This window comes from Aquitalea magnusonii (assembly GCF_003202035.1).
Taxonomy (GTDB): Bacteria; Pseudomonadota; Gammaproteobacteria; order Burkholderiales; family Chromobacteriaceae; genus Aquitalea; species Aquitalea magnusonii.
Window position 1 is genome coordinate 160,304 of record NZ_QJKC01000001.1, and the last position, 15,875, is coordinate 176,178.

General features: G+C 49.9%; 11 protein-coding genes. 8 read left to right on the forward strand and 3 right to left on the reverse strand.

The features are described 5' to 3' along the window. Positions 1-152: 152 nt before the first annotated feature. Positions 153-1,979: a DUF4209 domain-containing protein gene (locus tag DFR38_RS00775; protein ID WP_161968923.1), complete on the reverse strand. Its 1,827-nt coding sequence runs from the start codon at positions 1,977-1,979 to the stop codon at positions 153-155. Positions 1,980-2,239: 260 nt separating this feature from the next. On the opposite strand from DFR38_RS00775, the gene DFR38_RS00780 reads away from it, so the two are divergent. The 4 genes from DFR38_RS00780 to DFR38_RS20835 all read left to right on the forward strand — a co-directional run bounded on the left by DFR38_RS00780 (position 2,240) and on the right by DFR38_RS20835 (position 9,833). Then, positions 2,240-2,941 (forward strand): hypothetical protein, encoded by a 702-nt coding sequence (locus DFR38_RS00780; RefSeq protein WP_059285621.1) that lies wholly within the window; start codon positions 2,240-2,242, stop codon positions 2,939-2,941. A 247-nt stretch (positions 2,942-3,188) separates the two neighbouring features. Then, entirely contained in the window at positions 3,189-6,671 is a 3,483-nt protein-coding gene (gene hsdR, locus DFR38_RS00785; RefSeq protein WP_059285620.1) for a type I restriction-modification system endonuclease, read from the forward strand. Positions 6,672-6,789: 118 nt separating this feature from the next. After that, positions 6,790-8,232 (forward strand): class I SAM-dependent DNA methyltransferase, encoded by a 1,443-nt coding sequence (locus DFR38_RS00790; protein ID WP_059285619.1) that lies wholly within the window; start codon positions 6,790-6,792, stop codon positions 8,230-8,232. Then, the gene (locus DFR38_RS20835) at positions 8,229-9,833 is read left to right on the forward strand and encodes a restriction endonuclease subunit S (protein ID WP_082693376.1); all 1,605 of its coding nucleotides are present in this window, start codon (positions 8,229-8,231) and stop codon (positions 9,831-9,833) included. Before DFR38_RS00790 ends, DFR38_RS20835 begins: the two co-directional genes overlap by 4 nt. A gap of 508 nt (positions 9,834-10,341) precedes the next feature. Here DFR38_RS20835 and DFR38_RS21820 read toward each other — a convergent pair. Further along, positions 10,342-11,058, reverse strand: coding sequence for a 3'-5' exonuclease (locus tag DFR38_RS21820; RefSeq protein ID WP_059285616.1), 717 nt, complete (start codon positions 11,056-11,058; stop codon positions 10,342-10,344). 443 nt (positions 11,059-11,501) lie between these two features. Here DFR38_RS21820 and DFR38_RS00810 point away from each other — a divergent pair, with 443 nt between their 5' ends. The 4 genes from DFR38_RS00810 to DFR38_RS00820 all read left to right on the forward strand — a co-directional run bounded on the left by DFR38_RS00810 (position 11,502) and on the right by DFR38_RS00820 (position 14,957). After that, complete coding sequence (locus DFR38_RS00810; RefSeq protein WP_146215884.1) at positions 11,502-12,713, forward strand: hypothetical protein; 1,212 nt, start codon at positions 11,502-11,504, stop codon at positions 12,711-12,713. Between the two features lie 187 nt (positions 12,714-12,900). After that, positions 12,901-13,458 (forward strand): hypothetical protein, encoded by a 558-nt coding sequence (locus DFR38_RS20840; RefSeq protein ID WP_059285614.1) that lies wholly within the window; start codon positions 12,901-12,903, stop codon positions 13,456-13,458. Further along, a complete protein-coding gene (locus DFR38_RS20845) occupies positions 13,458-13,955 on the forward strand; it encodes a hypothetical protein (protein WP_146215885.1) in 498 nt (165 codons plus the stop codon). Before DFR38_RS20840 ends, DFR38_RS20845 begins: the two co-directional genes overlap by 1 nt. 186 nt (positions 13,956-14,141) lie before the next feature. Then, positions 14,142-14,957 (forward strand): YdbT family protein, encoded by an 816-nt coding sequence (locus tag DFR38_RS00820; RefSeq protein WP_059285613.1) that lies wholly within the window; start codon positions 14,142-14,144, stop codon positions 14,955-14,957. 486 nt (positions 14,958-15,443) lie between these two features. Here the strand turns inward: DFR38_RS00820 and DFR38_RS21385 are convergent, their stop codons facing one another. Then, on the reverse strand, positions 15,444-15,860 hold the full coding sequence (locus DFR38_RS21385; RefSeq protein WP_204377448.1) for a hypothetical protein: 417 nt from the start codon (positions 15,858-15,860) through the stop codon (positions 15,444-15,446). Positions 15,861-15,875 lie beyond the last annotated feature (15 nt).

The following is a 15,875-nucleotide window of genomic DNA, read 5'->3' on the forward strand; positions in this document are numbered from 1 at the left end:
ATATATTTACAGCAATGGCCAACAACGCAACATTAACTCTACCCAAAAAAGGAGATTGAACAGACATGGCTATCAAGCAAAGATTACTTACCGTTGTACAATTTTTTCTTTTTTTGAACAGCCGATATAAAATTCATCACTCTAGTTAGATCTCAAATAGGTCTTAGAATGAGTCGCAGGCAGAACCACCAAGCGTATACGGCCTCCGCCGACTGACATTCATCCTCATCGAGCAGACCGTGGGCGATGTGATTACGGAAATTGCATCCCCACGGATCTGCAAATAAGGCTTGCAGCTCGAATAGATGATTTCCACTAAAAACACTAGCAATCTCCGGGAGCTTTAATAGTGTGTTAAGGCTATTTTCAGTCTCTTCCCCACTAGAGTCGAGATTCGTTGTCAGTGCTCCACGGAGCTTAAGCTGATACCTAACTAAATATTCAAGTTGCGGCGCGAGAATATGTAATGCAGTCACAAAGTCATGCTTGAAGCCGGAATATAACGCCATAGCAAACACACGTACTCTACCTGCTGGCACAATCGGTGACTGGCTGACAATTTCCACAAAGTCAGCCTCAGTGAGTTGATGCTCAGCATAAAGAATTTCCAGTGCTGGAAGTATCATCGACACGACGTAAAATGATCGCTCAAATCGATATGCTCGGAGCACTTCGTGATGGACGATTCCATTGTTACAAGATTCGGAAGGATCTACTCGAGTATCGAGCCCAGACAGTTTTGCCTGCACACGCCCATCTTTGTTTACCAAAGTTCGAGGAATGGTATGCAGCAAAAATGGCTGACGCAACTGTTCCAAAATCTGCTCTCGCAGTTTGATTTCATCTGCCTGCGGAACAAGATTGATAAATGTCAGCATCCCTTCGACTGCGCATTTTCCTCGAATGATATTTTGGGCGGCGCAGATCTCATCGCTAAGCTCTATCGACTCACCACCGATTTTACGCATTTCGCCGACAGCGTATTTTGAAGCCGCACCCATCATTGTTCTTAACTCAGCTATCCGCTCGTCACCACTGAAGCGTGCTCTTTCTCCACGCGGAATGCTTCGATAGGTCTGAATGGCCCTTTCGTAGAACCCTGCTGCTACGGCATGGGAAGGGTGAGGTGATGCCAACCTCATCTTTGCTTCACATACATAAGTTTCAGCCCTTTTAGCTGTAACCGTGGCAGCCCTTGTAGACTCCTTAATCTTGGTAAACCACGTCTCCGACTTAGCGTATAACATACCAGCAATCATTGGTGCTACTGGCGATTGGCCATCATCGAAACTGTTTGCTAGGGACTCTAATTTTTCGGCAATGGACTTTTTGCTATTGATATCGAGGGAGAAGTACCCAAGTAGTTCGGCAAGGTCACGCGCGACAAACCAATCTGATGGTGTTGCGGACTGAAATGCTAATGACAGCTTCTGCTCAAGAACCTCTACAAGCCCATTCTTACCTCGGCCGGGCCCAAGTCCCAGTTTTACAGCTCTCTGCCAACACATGAAGCCATCTTCTCTCCATGCATCACTATTTAATGGAATCTGTAAGTATGAGTCGATTGCTGACCAAGCATCTTTAATATCGCGTGGTTCTCGAGTAGACCAAAGGATGTCATGCAGACGTGCTTTTAGGTATGGGTTGGACGCAGATGTTGCGACCGTCTGAAAAAGATGGAAGTCTTCAGTAGAAAAGTCACTGGGCCTGACTATCCGGCTACCAATCGGCGAGATACTTTCCACAAACACATCATTAACGGACATTGGACTCAATCGCATTGAGCATACATCAGCGAGCAACCACAGAACTTTACCGGGCCCTACTTCGTTCCGCCCCATCGCACTGATTGCTGCAGTCGAGAAGGTACGAGCTAGTGCATCGTAGCTTTCCACATTGACTTGACTGTTTTGCCAATCACTCTCTACTAGATGTGCAGTTGTGACAATGATTTCGGCGGGGTAACAAAGATATGCCACAAAGAGCCTTGCTGAGTTTCGAATCGCGAAATATTTATAATAAATACTTACATCAAAGTTAAGCTAAACTGATCAAAAAATTGAACGCCTAGCTTCGTCCAAGCTTGTCTAGTCAAACTAGCTCATAACCTCCAAAGCGGCAATGCCAGTGTGCTAACATGGCGGTATTAGATTCGCATACCGACTTGGTAGGTGTGGCTCTTGAGATGATTTAATTTGTCACAGCTGGCTGTTTCATATACTAGACGAGGTGATTAATCATGAAGACCCGTACAACAGTGAACGCGCGAATAGCGGCATCCAGATCGATCATAGTTCTGGAGGCTCCTTGGAGTTTGCATGAGCAGGATCAGTTGAGAGTATCTGTACTACCGTTTATCCAGGGAATGGCCCAGGTATGCGGTGATATTGATGTACTGTATAGCCGTTTTTTTGATAAAAGCAGTTTTGATCAAGCACTCACACATCTAACTTCTGGACCCAAATACGAAAATACAGTGGTTTACATCGCGGGACATGGAGAAGGGCGCAAGATTGAGGGCGTCGACATTAGACATCTAATGCTTCAGGTAGGGCTATTGTCGAAGTCTAAAAATATCAGTGGCATCCTGCTTGGCTCATGTCTAGTCGGAAACAACACCACCACGATGGAGACCTACTTGATTGAAACGTCATTGCGCTGGATGGCTGGATATCGTTGCATCGTCGACTGGATGTCAGGAACGATGATTGATATCAGCATCCTGCAAACAATGTTAAGCCCATCTTTTGATACCGCATGTGAAGAAATTGAGTTGTATAGAGAGTATTTCTCGCAAGCAACAAACCTTTTCGACAAAGAGGCTCTGATCGGAGTGTATGAGAGTGGAAAGGAAGCCGATATGGCTGACTCTCTTGTTTTCTCCATTCAGCCATCAGGCCGTGGGCGCAGACCTATCAGCTTTCGATGCGGTGAATTGTAGTTATATTCAATTTCCTACAGAAATTTTTATCCCAAAAGGGGAGGCGGCCCTCCCTAATCAGCTTGACTGGCAATGAATGAGTCGAGTCTGCACAATAGCGTTGTTGCTATCGGCACCCGAATTGCATGAACCTTGCAGGCAATGCAGTTAGAATAGATGCCAATTTAGATGACCCGCTGCGTCCAGACATGGCAACCCAAGCGCCAAGGCTGGGTCATGCACCCCTGATCACATGGCAGACCCAAGAATGAGCCAAAGCAATTTCGATTTTCTGGCAGAACACTCCAGCTTGTTTGTCGAACTGGCCGTTGCCGCAGAACGTGTATTTGCCAGCGACCCCAATACCACGCTGATCAAGCTACGCCAGTTGGGTGAGGCCATGGCGCAAGATCTGGCCGTACGCAGCGGGGTGCCGTTTGACGACCAGACCAACCAGATAGACCTGCTGCAGAAGCTCAAGCGCGAGCTGAACCTGGATGCGCAGGTACTGAGCCTGTTTCACACCTTGCGCATTGAAGGTAACCGCGCCACGCACCAGTTCCAGACGCGACACAAGGACGCCATGGACGGGCTGCGGGTAGCCCGTGCGCTGGCCATCTGGTTCCATCAATCGTTTAGCAAAGCAGGGCTGAATTTCAAACCGGGTACCTTCACGCCCCCGGCAGACCCAAGCGTGCAGCTGCGCGACCTGCAGGAGCAGATTGAGAAACTCAAGGCCACGCTGAGTGACACCCGCCAGGCGCAGGAAAATAATCAGGAACTAGTCAGCCTGCTGGAGCAGGAACGTGAGCAGTATGAGGTACTGGCCAAGCAGATGGAGGTGGAGGCACACACCTATGAAGCGCTGGCACGGGAACATGAAGCACGACTGGTGTCGATGCGCACGGATTTCGAACAGCAACTGGCTGCGCTGCAAGCCAGACTGGACCAGAGCACCAGCCAGCAGAACCGCAAGAAGACAGCCGCGGCGGGCAAGCATATCCATCTGGACGAAGCCCTCACCCGCATCATCATTGACCAGCAGCTGATTGCTGCGGGGTGGGAGGCTGATACCACTACCCTGACCTACGCCAAGGGTGCACGGCCGGAGATTGGCAAAAACAAAGCCATTGCCGAATGGCCATGCAGTGGCAAACAGTCTGCCGACTACGTCCTGTTTGCCGGGCTTACCCCGATTGCCGCCGTTGAAGCCAAACGGAAAAACGTAAATGTCTCCGGCAAGATTGAGCAGGCCGAACGCTACTCCCGCAGCCTGGCCAACACCCACGGACTGAAGCCAGCCTGGCAGCTGGCCGGGCAAAACGCCCCATGGGCAGCCGGGCCATATGAAACCTTGCCGCAGTTATACCAGTTGCCCTTTGTCTACTCGTGCAATGGCCGTCCCTACATCAAACAATCGGCAGAACTGAGTGGCACCTGGTTCCGCGATGTACGCAAGAACAGCAATCTGGCACGTCCGTTGGTGGACTTCCATCGCCCGGAACAACTGCTGGACCTGCTATCCCGCAGCAAGGAAGAAGCCGAACAAAAACTGGCCAGCGAAGGGTTCGCCTACCTCAAGTTGCGTCCCTATCAGGAACTGGCCATTCAAGAAGTTGAGAAAGCCCTTGCCAACGACCAGCGCCAAGCCCTGCTGGCCATGGCCACCGGCACTGGCAAAACCCGCACCATCATTGGCCTGATTTATCGCTTCCTCAAGGCAGAGCGCTTCAAGCGCATTCTGTTCCTGGTGGACCGCACTGCGCTGGGCGACCAGGCCCAGGGCACATTTGACGAAGCCATCCTCGAACAGAACCTGCCGCTTTCCAAGCATTACAATATTGCCGAGCTGGACGACCTGATCGCCGATGACGCAGACCGCGTGCACGTGGCCACAGTGCAGGCCATGGTCAAACGGGTATTGTCCTCTGACAACCCGCCGGGCGTCGGCGCATACGACTGCATCATCGTGGACGAAGCCCACCGCGGCTACACTCTGGACCAGGAAATGACCGAAGGCGAACAGGCCATGCGCGACCAGGTGCAGTACCAGTCACGCTATCGCCAAGTGCTGGACTACTTTGACGCCGTCAAGATTGCCCTCACCGCCACGCCAGCCAAGCACACCTCGGATATCTTCGGCCACCCCGTCTATACCTACAGCTACCGTGAAGCCGTCGCCGACGACTGGCTGATCGACCACGAACCACCCATCCGCTACGAAACACTGCTGTCCCAAAATGGCATAACCTTTGCCAAAGGCAGCACAGTCACCGTAGTTGACACCCGCAGCGGCGAAATTGAAACGGCACATCTGGACGACGACCTCAATTTCGACGTCGAAAGCTTCAACCGGGGCGTCATTACCGAATCATTTAACCGGGTAATCTGCACTGAACTCGCCAAAGAACTCGACCCGTTTGGCGATGAAAAGACCATGATTTTTTGCGCCACCGACGCCCATGCCGACATGGTAAAACGCCTGCTGGACGAGGCATTCAAAGAGCTGTACGGCGAAGAATACAACCAGGAAGCTGTCAAGAAGATCACCGGCAAATCCGACAAGGTGGACCAGCTGATCCGCCGCTACAAGAACGAGCAATACCCCAACATCGCCATTACCGTAGACCTGCTCACCACCGGCATCGACGTGCCACGCATCTGCCACTTGGTCTTCATGCGCCGGGTACGCTCCCGCATTCTGTATGAGCAGATGATAGGCCGGGCCACCCGCTGTTGCGACGACATCGGCAAAACCGTGTTCAAGATTTACGACCCGGTAGACATCTATGCTGCGCTGGAAGACGTCAACACCATGAAACCCCTGGTGAAGAATGTCGCCATCACGCTGGACCAACTGATTGATGAGCTGGACGACCCGGCCAGCCAAACCGTGCCCGGCAGTGCCGAAAACAAAACCCACGCCGACGACGTGCTGGCCATGATCAGCCAGAAGGTAATGCGTGTGCTGCGCAAGGCCGAGAACAAGGCCGAAAAGAACCCGCAGCTACGCCAAAAGCTGGACGAGCTGTCACAGCAATGGGGCGTCGAGCCCGCCAAACTGCATCAACACCTGCACCAGATGGGCCCGCAGGCAGCCTCGCAGTTTTTGAAACAGCACAAGACACTGACCCGGCAACTAGATGAAGTCAACCAGCTGATTGGCAGCCAGTATCGGCCCGTTATCTCCCAACACGAGGACAAGCTGGTCAGCCGCGAGCAAACCTATGGTGACCACGGCAAACCAGCGGACTTTCTGGAAAGCTTCCATCACTTCATTACCCAGCAGCTCAACCAGTCTGTCGCCTTGTCGGTAGTGGTCAAGCGCCCCAAAGACCTCACCCGCGAGCAACTAAAAGAAGTACGCCTGCTGCTGGACCAGAACGGCTTCAACGAAGCCCGGCTGAAAGCCGCCTGGCGCACCCAGACCAACCAGGACATCGCCGCAGGCATCATCGGCTATATCCGGCAAACCGCCATTGGCAGCGCCCTGCTATCGTTCGAACAGCGGGTGGGCAATGCCATGACCAGGATCTACCAGGCCCAAGCCTGGACACCCGTACAGCGCAAATGGCTGGAGCGGCTGGCCAAGCAACTCACCCACGAAGCCGTCATCGATCGCGACTTCATCAACAGCAACCCTGCATTTGCACAAAGTGGCGGTGCCCAGGGGCTGGATAAACTCCTTGGCCAGCAACTGAATACCGTACTGGACCAACTGGCCGAAACCCTGTGGGCCGACGCCGCATAAAACACGACAGGTCCCGCATTAGGCAAAAGGCGGGGCCATCGTTACAATCCCGACATCTTTCTCCCGGCAGCAGCGTGACACCCCTGTGCTGCCGCCCGCATTACTACTGACAAACACCATGAACCAAAACGATATTGTCCAGAAGCTCTGGAGCCTGTGCGATGTACTGCGCGACGACGGCATCAACTACAGCGACTACGTGACCGAACTGGTCCTGCTGCTGTTCATCAAAATGGAATACGAGAACACCCAGTCCGGCGTCCTGCAACAGCATAAACTGCCGGAGTACGCCCGCTGGGATGTCCTGACCAAGCTATCCGGCATCAACCTGCTCAACTATTATCGCCAGACCCTGCTGAAACTCAGCGTGGATCAGGACCCGCTGATTGCCGCCATTTATGCCGATGCGCAGACTCGTCTGCGCGAACCGCGCCATCTAGAACAACTGATTACCGCACTGGATAGCCTCGACTGGTTTTCGGCACAAAAAGACGGCCTGGGCGACCTGTATGAAGGCCTGCTGGAAAAAAACGCCAACGAAACCAAATCCGGTGCCGGGCAGTACTTCACCCCACGCCCGTTGATCGACAGCATCGTCGCGCTGCTTGCTCCGCAAGCCGGTGAAACCATTCAGGACCCGGCAGCAGGCACCGCAGGCTTCCTGATTGCCGCCGACAGCTACATCAAGGCACAAACCGACGACCTGTTCGACCTGACCGACAAGCAGCAGGCCTTCCAGCGCAACCGGGCCTATCTCGGTATGGAATTGGTGCCCGGCACCCGCCGTCTGGCACTGATGAACTGCCTGTTGCACGGCATGGAAGGCGACAACGAGGGCGTGGTCCATCTGGGCAATACCCTGGGCAGTGCCGGTAGCCATCTGCCCAAGGTCGACATCATGCTCAGCAACCCGCCGTTTGGCACGGCCAAGGGCGGCGGCGGCCCCACCCGCGACGACCTCACCTTTGATACCAACAACAAGCAACTGGCCTTCCTGCAGCACATCTACCGCCACCTGAAAGACGGCGGCCGCGCAGCCGTCGTCCTGCCCGACAACGTGCTGTTTGAAGCAGGCGTCGGTACCGACATCCGCCGTGACCTGATGGACAAGTGCGATCTGCACACCATCCTGCGCCTGCCCACCGGCATTTTCTATGCCCAGGGCGTCAAGACCAATGTGCTGTTCTTTCGCAAGGTCAGCGACAAGGCCACCGCCAGCACCCAACAAGTCTGGGTGTACGACCTGCGCGCCAACATGCCCAAATTCGGCAAGCGCACCCCACTTACCCGCGCCCACTTTGCCGACTTCGAAGCCGCCTACAGCAGCAGCGCACGTATCGACCAGGGCGAAACCGGCCGCTTCCGCGCCTTCCGCCGTGACTGGATTCACGAGCGCGGCGACAGCCTGGACATCTCATGGTTGAAAGACGACAACGCAGAAGATGCCGCCGACCTGCCAGAGCCAGCCGTACTGGCCCGCGAAGCCATCGACGAGCTGAATGGTGCGCTGGATGAGTTGGCAGCGATTCTGGCCGAGCTGGGTGAAGAGGTGGCGGAATGAGTGAATTGCCGAAGGGGTGGTCATCCGTGGCAATTTCTGAAATTGCAATTTATAACCCAAAAACAGTAGCACCAGAAAACACTGAATGCGCGTTCTCCCCGATGCAATACTTGGGAACAAACTTTCGCAGTCAACTCGGTTTTGAAGTTAAAACATGGGGTGACATCAAAAAAGCATATACCCATTTTCAGAATGGTGATGTTTTGATGGCGAAAGTTACTCCATGTTTTGAAAATGGAAAGGCGGGCATTGCCAGCGACTTACCAAGCGGAATAGGTGCTGGCAGTAGCGAATTCATGGTGTTTCGTTCTACGGAAGCCATTTTGAATCGCTTCCTTCTGGGCTGGTTAAGCACACAAGATTTTCGTCGTCGTGCAACTGTCGCCATGACGGGCTCTGTCGGCTTAAAGCGTGTGCCTAAAGATTTTGTGCTTGCAGAACAAATTCCACTCGCCCCCTTCCCCGAACAAAAACGCATCGCCGACAAGCTCGATGCAACCTTGGCACGGGTCGATATCTGCCGCGAACGCCTGGCCCGTGTGGCGCCCATCCTCAAACGCTTCCGTCAGTCGGTGCTTGCAGCCGCTACCAGTGGGCGACTGACTGCGGACTGGAGGGAGCAACAGCGGCATAGCAATGCTGGAAGTGATGCTAAAAAGCAGCAATGTAATCTCTGTAGAAAGGATGCAGAATGGACTGATGAAATCAACCCAGCATCAGTTACGCAGAATGAATGCAGCACTTGTCAAGCCAGGCCCAACTTGCAGAGTTTCCAGACTGCGGAAGATATTCTTAGTAAAAGTTTGGCTGAAAAAGCAATATCGAATCCACGAGGTTATAAAAAAACTGTAGCTCTCGAGCCGCATCCAGATGAAATATTACCGCAAGGGTGGTGTTGGATTTCTTTGGACCAGGCTTGCTTGAAAATTACCGATGGAACACACCATTCGCCAGTAAATTTGTCATCTGGTGACTTCATGTACGTCACATCTAAAAATGTTCGAGAGGGATATTTAGATTTAAGCTCTATTACCTATGTTAACAAAGAAACACATGCTGAGATTTATGCTCGTTGCGATGTTAAGGTACAAGATGTTCTGTATGTTAAGGATGGAGTTAATACTGGATTGGCCTGTGTTAATGCATTAGAAGACCCAATATCCCTACTATCCAGTGTCGGCGTTTTAAGACCATCATCAATCCTCAAGCCCATATATTTACAACACTATTTAAACTCCCCGACAGGGCGTGGAAAAATGCTTGGCAAGATGCTTGGCACTGCAATTAAGCGCCTTACTATTGGTAAAATAGCTGAATCACCGATTTCAATACCGCCATTGGCCGAACAAACCGAAATCGTCCGCCGTGTGGAAACGCTGTTCGCCTTCGCCGACCGCCTCGAAGCCCGCCTAGCCAGCGCCACGGTTGCCGCCGAGCGCCTGACGCCGTCGCTATTGGCCAAAGCCTTCCGTGGCGAGCTGGTACCACAAGACCCTAACGACGAACCGGCCAGCGAGCTGCTCAAACGCCTGGCTGCCAGCCGGGAGTCCGCAGGCAAGGCACCCAAGGCCAAACGCAGCCGAAAACCTGCTGCGGCATAAAGCTTTCCCACCCGTGAGGCAGACTGTCAATGTTGCAAGAATGCTGACATCAGTGTCGGCATTCACTTTCCACGGGTGGAGAGAGAGTGGAAGAGGCTGAACAGAGCTATCTAGCGTAAACCAGCATGCATGAGATGTTGGTGCTTATGTTGGTATGTATAAAATTATCAAATAATAATTTGATTTAAAATCAAAATGATAACTTCACTTTTCGGTAGGCGCCGCCCCACCAAATTAGCATTTCACACCGTGTCACGGTGTGCCAAGAACCCCGGGAAATAAGCCTCTCGGGGTTTTTTTATGGCTTTTTACCGTGGCATGACACGTCTTGACATGCCCCCATTCCAGGGGGCATGAAGGGTGCATAAACAACGGGGGTACAAGTGTAACTTTGCGGCCGTTTTGGCACTCGTTTGCACATTAATTGTCACCGCCGATTTGTAGCGTTTTTGTCACGATTTGCGCTTTTTTTGTCACCGGTGCGTAAAAATTTAACGCTTCCTTACTGCTACCTTTTCCAGTGATGGAGGAGGGGTGGTCTGTCCCGCCCTTCCTGGCACTCAGGGTAAGCGCGTGCTGACCCGATCTCGCCATTTAGGTCATGAACCTCTAATTCGTGGTCTCGAATCAATTCAGCGATAAAGGTAGACTTTCGATGCGCCAAGGTAACCAGGGTAACGGTTGAACGGGCACGCGTTAGGGTGAGGTAGAAAAGCCGAAGCTCCTCTGCGTCTTCAAATGTATCACCACCAGGCATCGCCAGTTGTTGCACTGGGCCATCCTCTATGCGACTTGGAAACCCGAGCGTTTCAGAGGTCATTCTAGGCACCATGACATGGTCGGCCTCCAAGCCCTTGGAGGAATGTGCTGTCACGAACTCGAGTTTGACTCGGTTATCTATGCTGGCAGGCGGAAGATGCTCTCGCTCCTTTGGGTAGCGGCCCACAACATAAATGTGTAGCTGCCTACCTGGGACGGCATATTCGTTAGCCAGTTCGCGGACTCGCCTTTCGATTGCGGTTTGAATCTTCGCTTCATCATCAACGCAAACGATGCGAACAGGTTGCGCAACATTCGGTTTCACAGAGCGTACCCGCTTTCTAAGTTGTTTAGGATTCTTCTGAACGAAATTACTACTGATGTCACACAGGGATTGGAGGCACCGAAAGGTGTCCTCCAATTTCAGAGTGACTGCCCGCCCAAACTTGGCTTCGAACTCAGCCATCGCAGCCAAATCCGAACCGGCAACCTAATAACTTAGGTAGGGTCTGGGTCAGGGTCACTCCAAAGACGCCTCAAGCCATGAGTACCGTGCATACCTGCACCAGGAGGAAATAACTGGTAACCGCCATTGCCTCTCCACGCTGCAGCATGGACATGAGTCACAACATGGCGCGGTTGAAACACCCACTACCAGCCAAAACAGCTTGCGGGCACGCGTAATGCTCCACGGTACTGATTGTGCCTCCAGCAGTATGGCTATTGCGCTGTGAACCGCATGGGCACGATTTGTAAGAGTGCTTGATACATTTCAATCAAATTAAATAGACATATATATTATTTGACTAAAACATAATTCCCATTGTCATTTTTTATGCTATCATTGTAAGTATATGTTAAGAAAAAAAGCTGTTTTGATAACACTTTTAAGCAAGCTAGGAAATTGAAATGTCTACACGTATCCGTGCATTGTCATCTGCTATCTCGGTGGCACTTATTGCGACCACACCAGCCATGGCGGGGAGTCTACAAGACCAAACTGAAGTCAAAACTGCAAAAACTGAACTGATAATTCCGGGGGCTTCCGCCCAAGAAGTCGCTGACCAGATTCGAGATGCGCTATCGTCCTGGGCGACTCCAGTTACGTTCAACGCCAGAAGCCTACCTGCGGTGCTGCCCTCACGACCTGATAGTCCCACCGCAGTACAAAAACAGTACGGAGGTACCGCGGTAGTCGAATACCAATGCAGTTCAGCTTACGCTGAAATCGTAAAACGCCCCGCACCAATAAAGAACCCTTTCTTCTCTTCGGCAGAAATCATTCAGATATGCGTATATCCCTTCCAGAAAGGGGTAAAGGCATACGTAATGTATAACACCATTAAAAAGACTGAATCCCTTACTAGTGGGCTGTTTAACGGTATTGCAAACTCAATCAGAGGAAACGAGGTTGAGTGGCTGACCAAGCAAATGGCAGGGGTTACTGATGACATCCGTAAAAAAATACCAGGGGTGTTAATTGCCAGAATTGAAGTTCCAGGTCAACAAGTGCAAGAACCTGACCATGATGCAGTTGCCGGAATCATCCCAGCAGAAATCGCAACTGTCGTACCAATGCAAACTACACAACCAAACACACAGATTACACAAGCGGTTACTGCTAGCAAAATCGAGGCGCGGAAGAATTTAACAGCAATGGGTTTTTCCTATCATTCGCAAGAACAATTTATTACTGCTATTCGCCGTAAGGATGACGTCGCCGTACAGCTATTTATGGATGGGGGTGGCATTGATATCTCAGCCAAAGACAAGCGCGGAAAAACCCCGCTAGATATTGCCAAAGAAATTGGCGCACCTAACTTAATACCCATTTTGAGCGGCAAGACGAGTGCCACCGTATCTACCAACCCAGCAGCAACCAACGGCTACGATGCCGTATCTTTTAAGCGACTGCTAGATGAGGCACAAGCACAGCTACCAGTTCCGCTTCAAGAAAACGTCAAAACCCAAATGAATGTCACCATAACAGAGGCGCGGCTAAAAGGCATTAACTTGTCCGAAGATCAGATTGAAGTATTCCGTCGTCAAGTCCTGTCCATGTATCCGCAAATTGCCGCACAGATTAATAGAATCAACCCAGCAACTGGCCGTATGGATTAGTTCAAGCCGACATCATATGAATATCATTTTGGCGTGGAGTGCATATCCTCAGCTTAAGATTAGCCCACACAAAGCATACATTTTAATAACTTGACAAATTAAATATCTCACTCTGTTGGCAAGCAATCATTCCGCCAACAATACACTTTCCATACTCTCATCCGAAACCTAACTTCACGAATAAATTATGTTTCTCATTGATGACTTAATCTATCTTGGTATTCATGCAGCCACAATTCAAGTGCAGTTCTTGGGCGGAATACCATCCCCAAATCAGGAACAGGTCGCTCAAGTGGCCGTAAAACCTATAGTTTCGATGTTCAGTGCGTATAGGGAGTGTATTTATGAAGGGGTGGTCGTCCCTTATTCCAAGCCGAGTCCTGGAGTTCAAGAAAAAGATACGATTGCTCAAACGACCCATGATATAGATGGTCGCGCCCTCATCGTCTACAAACGCCAATGCCCGGACAAGGCGGCAGAAAAATTATTTTTGGCAGGTGAGGCAAAATCCATTTCAGTTGTCAACGGGAAAGACATGGTATTCGTGAAAGAATTCAATCCCGTGGATGTAAGAGAACCAGCATGGATGGCGCAAGTTATGAATACACTGCGCCATTCAGATAGCACCGTTGCATCTGAATTTAGAACTTACGCCAATTTGTCGAAATTGGAACCTGATAATGTAAACTCAACAAATCCAGAATCTCTCCAAAAGGCGAATGCGCAAGAAGAAATAAAACAATAATGACACTTACTCCTTTTCGTTCATTATACAGCCCCATGCTAATCGCATTCACGGCACTCCTGCTTGGGTGCGCCACAAACACCACACTACCTCTTACTGGTAAATACATTGGCTATTCAGATGCCAAGTTAAAGGATTTTGGCAGCGGGATAAAAAATGGAATTATTGCAGGAGGTGCCGCAGGTGGTGTTGCATTTGGACCTTTTGGTGCAGTCCTTGGTGCAGCTGCGGGCACAGCCTCTGGATTGGTAGCGGGGACAATTAACATGTTTTCAATTCCCTGTGGAGTTGGAAGCGTTGATATCACTTTTGAAAGCATTGAGGGAGAACAACTTACTGCCAATGCAGAAAAGATTTCGGTTTGTCATCTAAAACCGGGAGACCCAATAACCTACTTTAAGGTGGGTGACAGTGTAATGATTTCTGCCAAACAACAAAACATTCAGCAAACTTACACGAGCAAAGATACCAAAACTACCCCAGTGTCAGCAAAGTGAATTTCGCGAAGTTAATGCAAAAAACGGACCAGGCAACGCTAACCACTCAGGCACATCAAAACATTGAATTACCGTGCATATGGATAGTGCTTTCACTTTAAAATAAAGCCCAAAGAGACATCCTCTTGAAAGATGTCATTCGGACAAAAAGTACTGAAATAACAAATCAGCGAAGGGAGTTATAAAATGAAAGAAAACATTGATAAATTACTAGGCAACAATGAAAACGTACTACTGAAGAAAAAAGAAAACAACAAAATTCAACATATTGACAATATTTCCGCACAAAAACATCCCGACATTGGAAATGCCTACGTTACGCCGATTGCGCAACATGTTTTGGACTATGACCCTGAAGCACTGATATGGCAAGACTCTCCATCCTTGGCCACTATGATACCTAGCATAATAAAATGGCTTTTTATCTTTATCATTTGGTTTTTAATACAAACCGCTATGCAACCTATCAAAAGCAATTTTAAGAATGCCGAAGCAATGGCCGCATCAGCGCCTACAGCTCAGCCCATTGAAAACAAGCAATCAAAGAAACATCAGAAAAATACTAAGCACAGCAAAAAAGCTGCAGCATCAATCCAAGAAAATGAAAGCACCATTGCCACGCAAAATACGAATACACCAGAGAAGAATGATGACACATGGTACAAGATAGTTTTCTGGTCTGGAGTTATAGTTTTTACATTCCAGATTTTTGTTCACATAGAATCCGCGATGCAAATAAAATGCACAAAATACAGAATGACATCGCAAAGACTAACCATACAATCTGGTATTTTAAGTAAAAACATTAATTCATATGAAATTCACAATCTAGGCAGTGGCCAAATATATTCCCCATTTACGCTAAGAATTTTTGGCGTGTCTAACTTATATATCAGTGGATTGTGGCTAATTGGAATAAAAAATGCGGAGGCCGTCCGAGACCTAATGCGAAACGCAGGACAGATAGAAGCTAGTCGTATGGAAAAAGCGCGTTTTAGATAAAAGGCGAGCACAATCTACAGTATTGTATGCACTACTCCATAGTGCATACAATATAATTAACAAAAAGTCATTAATTGAATTGACAAAACACATCGCAAAGTCAAGCGTCGATACTTCCTGATTGCGGCTTTTCTGTTTTCTTTTTTTGTATTTCTGCCATCTGCTGGCCTTATAGTGTTCCCGCAGTAGAACTGCGTCCACTTATCCACCGTAGCATTCACATACTTGGAAAGCCAGAACATTTCAATGTGAGTCACGTCATCTATTTTGAATAGTTCCTTATCTTTGGTGCTTGTTGTTTCAAGAAGAAATCATCGCTCATATAAAGACTATTGGCCTAAGCAGATGTACATACCAATTGAGAACTCGATGGTAACTGGCAGAGTAAAACAGCCTTTTGTCACGGTGCTAAACCAAAAACATGCAAGTAAAAGCATTTCAATGTAATAATCATATTATTGCTACTATTGGTCAGCTAGTACTCGTTCAAAGGTCCACCACATAACCAACCTTGGGGCTGTAGCGGCAATCTCGGTTGTACGCCACGGCATCTGCGTCCTCAGCCATACCAACGTTGCCCGCGATGAGATCGCGCACCGACTTGGAGAGACGACGGAGGGCGCGCAGCTTCTCAGTTAGCCCCATTTCATCGTAACCATCCATAGCTTCGTCAACCAGTTCTTTGCAATGCTCATGCTGCGAAGCATGGGGCAGAAGGTTGACGTCATTGATGACATGGTATTCGTCGATAAGGCCAAGTCTCTGCTCAAGTTGGGACAGTTCACTCGCCTTCGCATGTATCTGGAGAATCAACACAACAGGGAAGACATCTCCACCGCGTTGTTTTGTCGAACGGCGACGTTGGAAGTGCAGGTCGAAAGTGGCAAGCTGCCTGCGTCGCACACAGCCTCATATAAG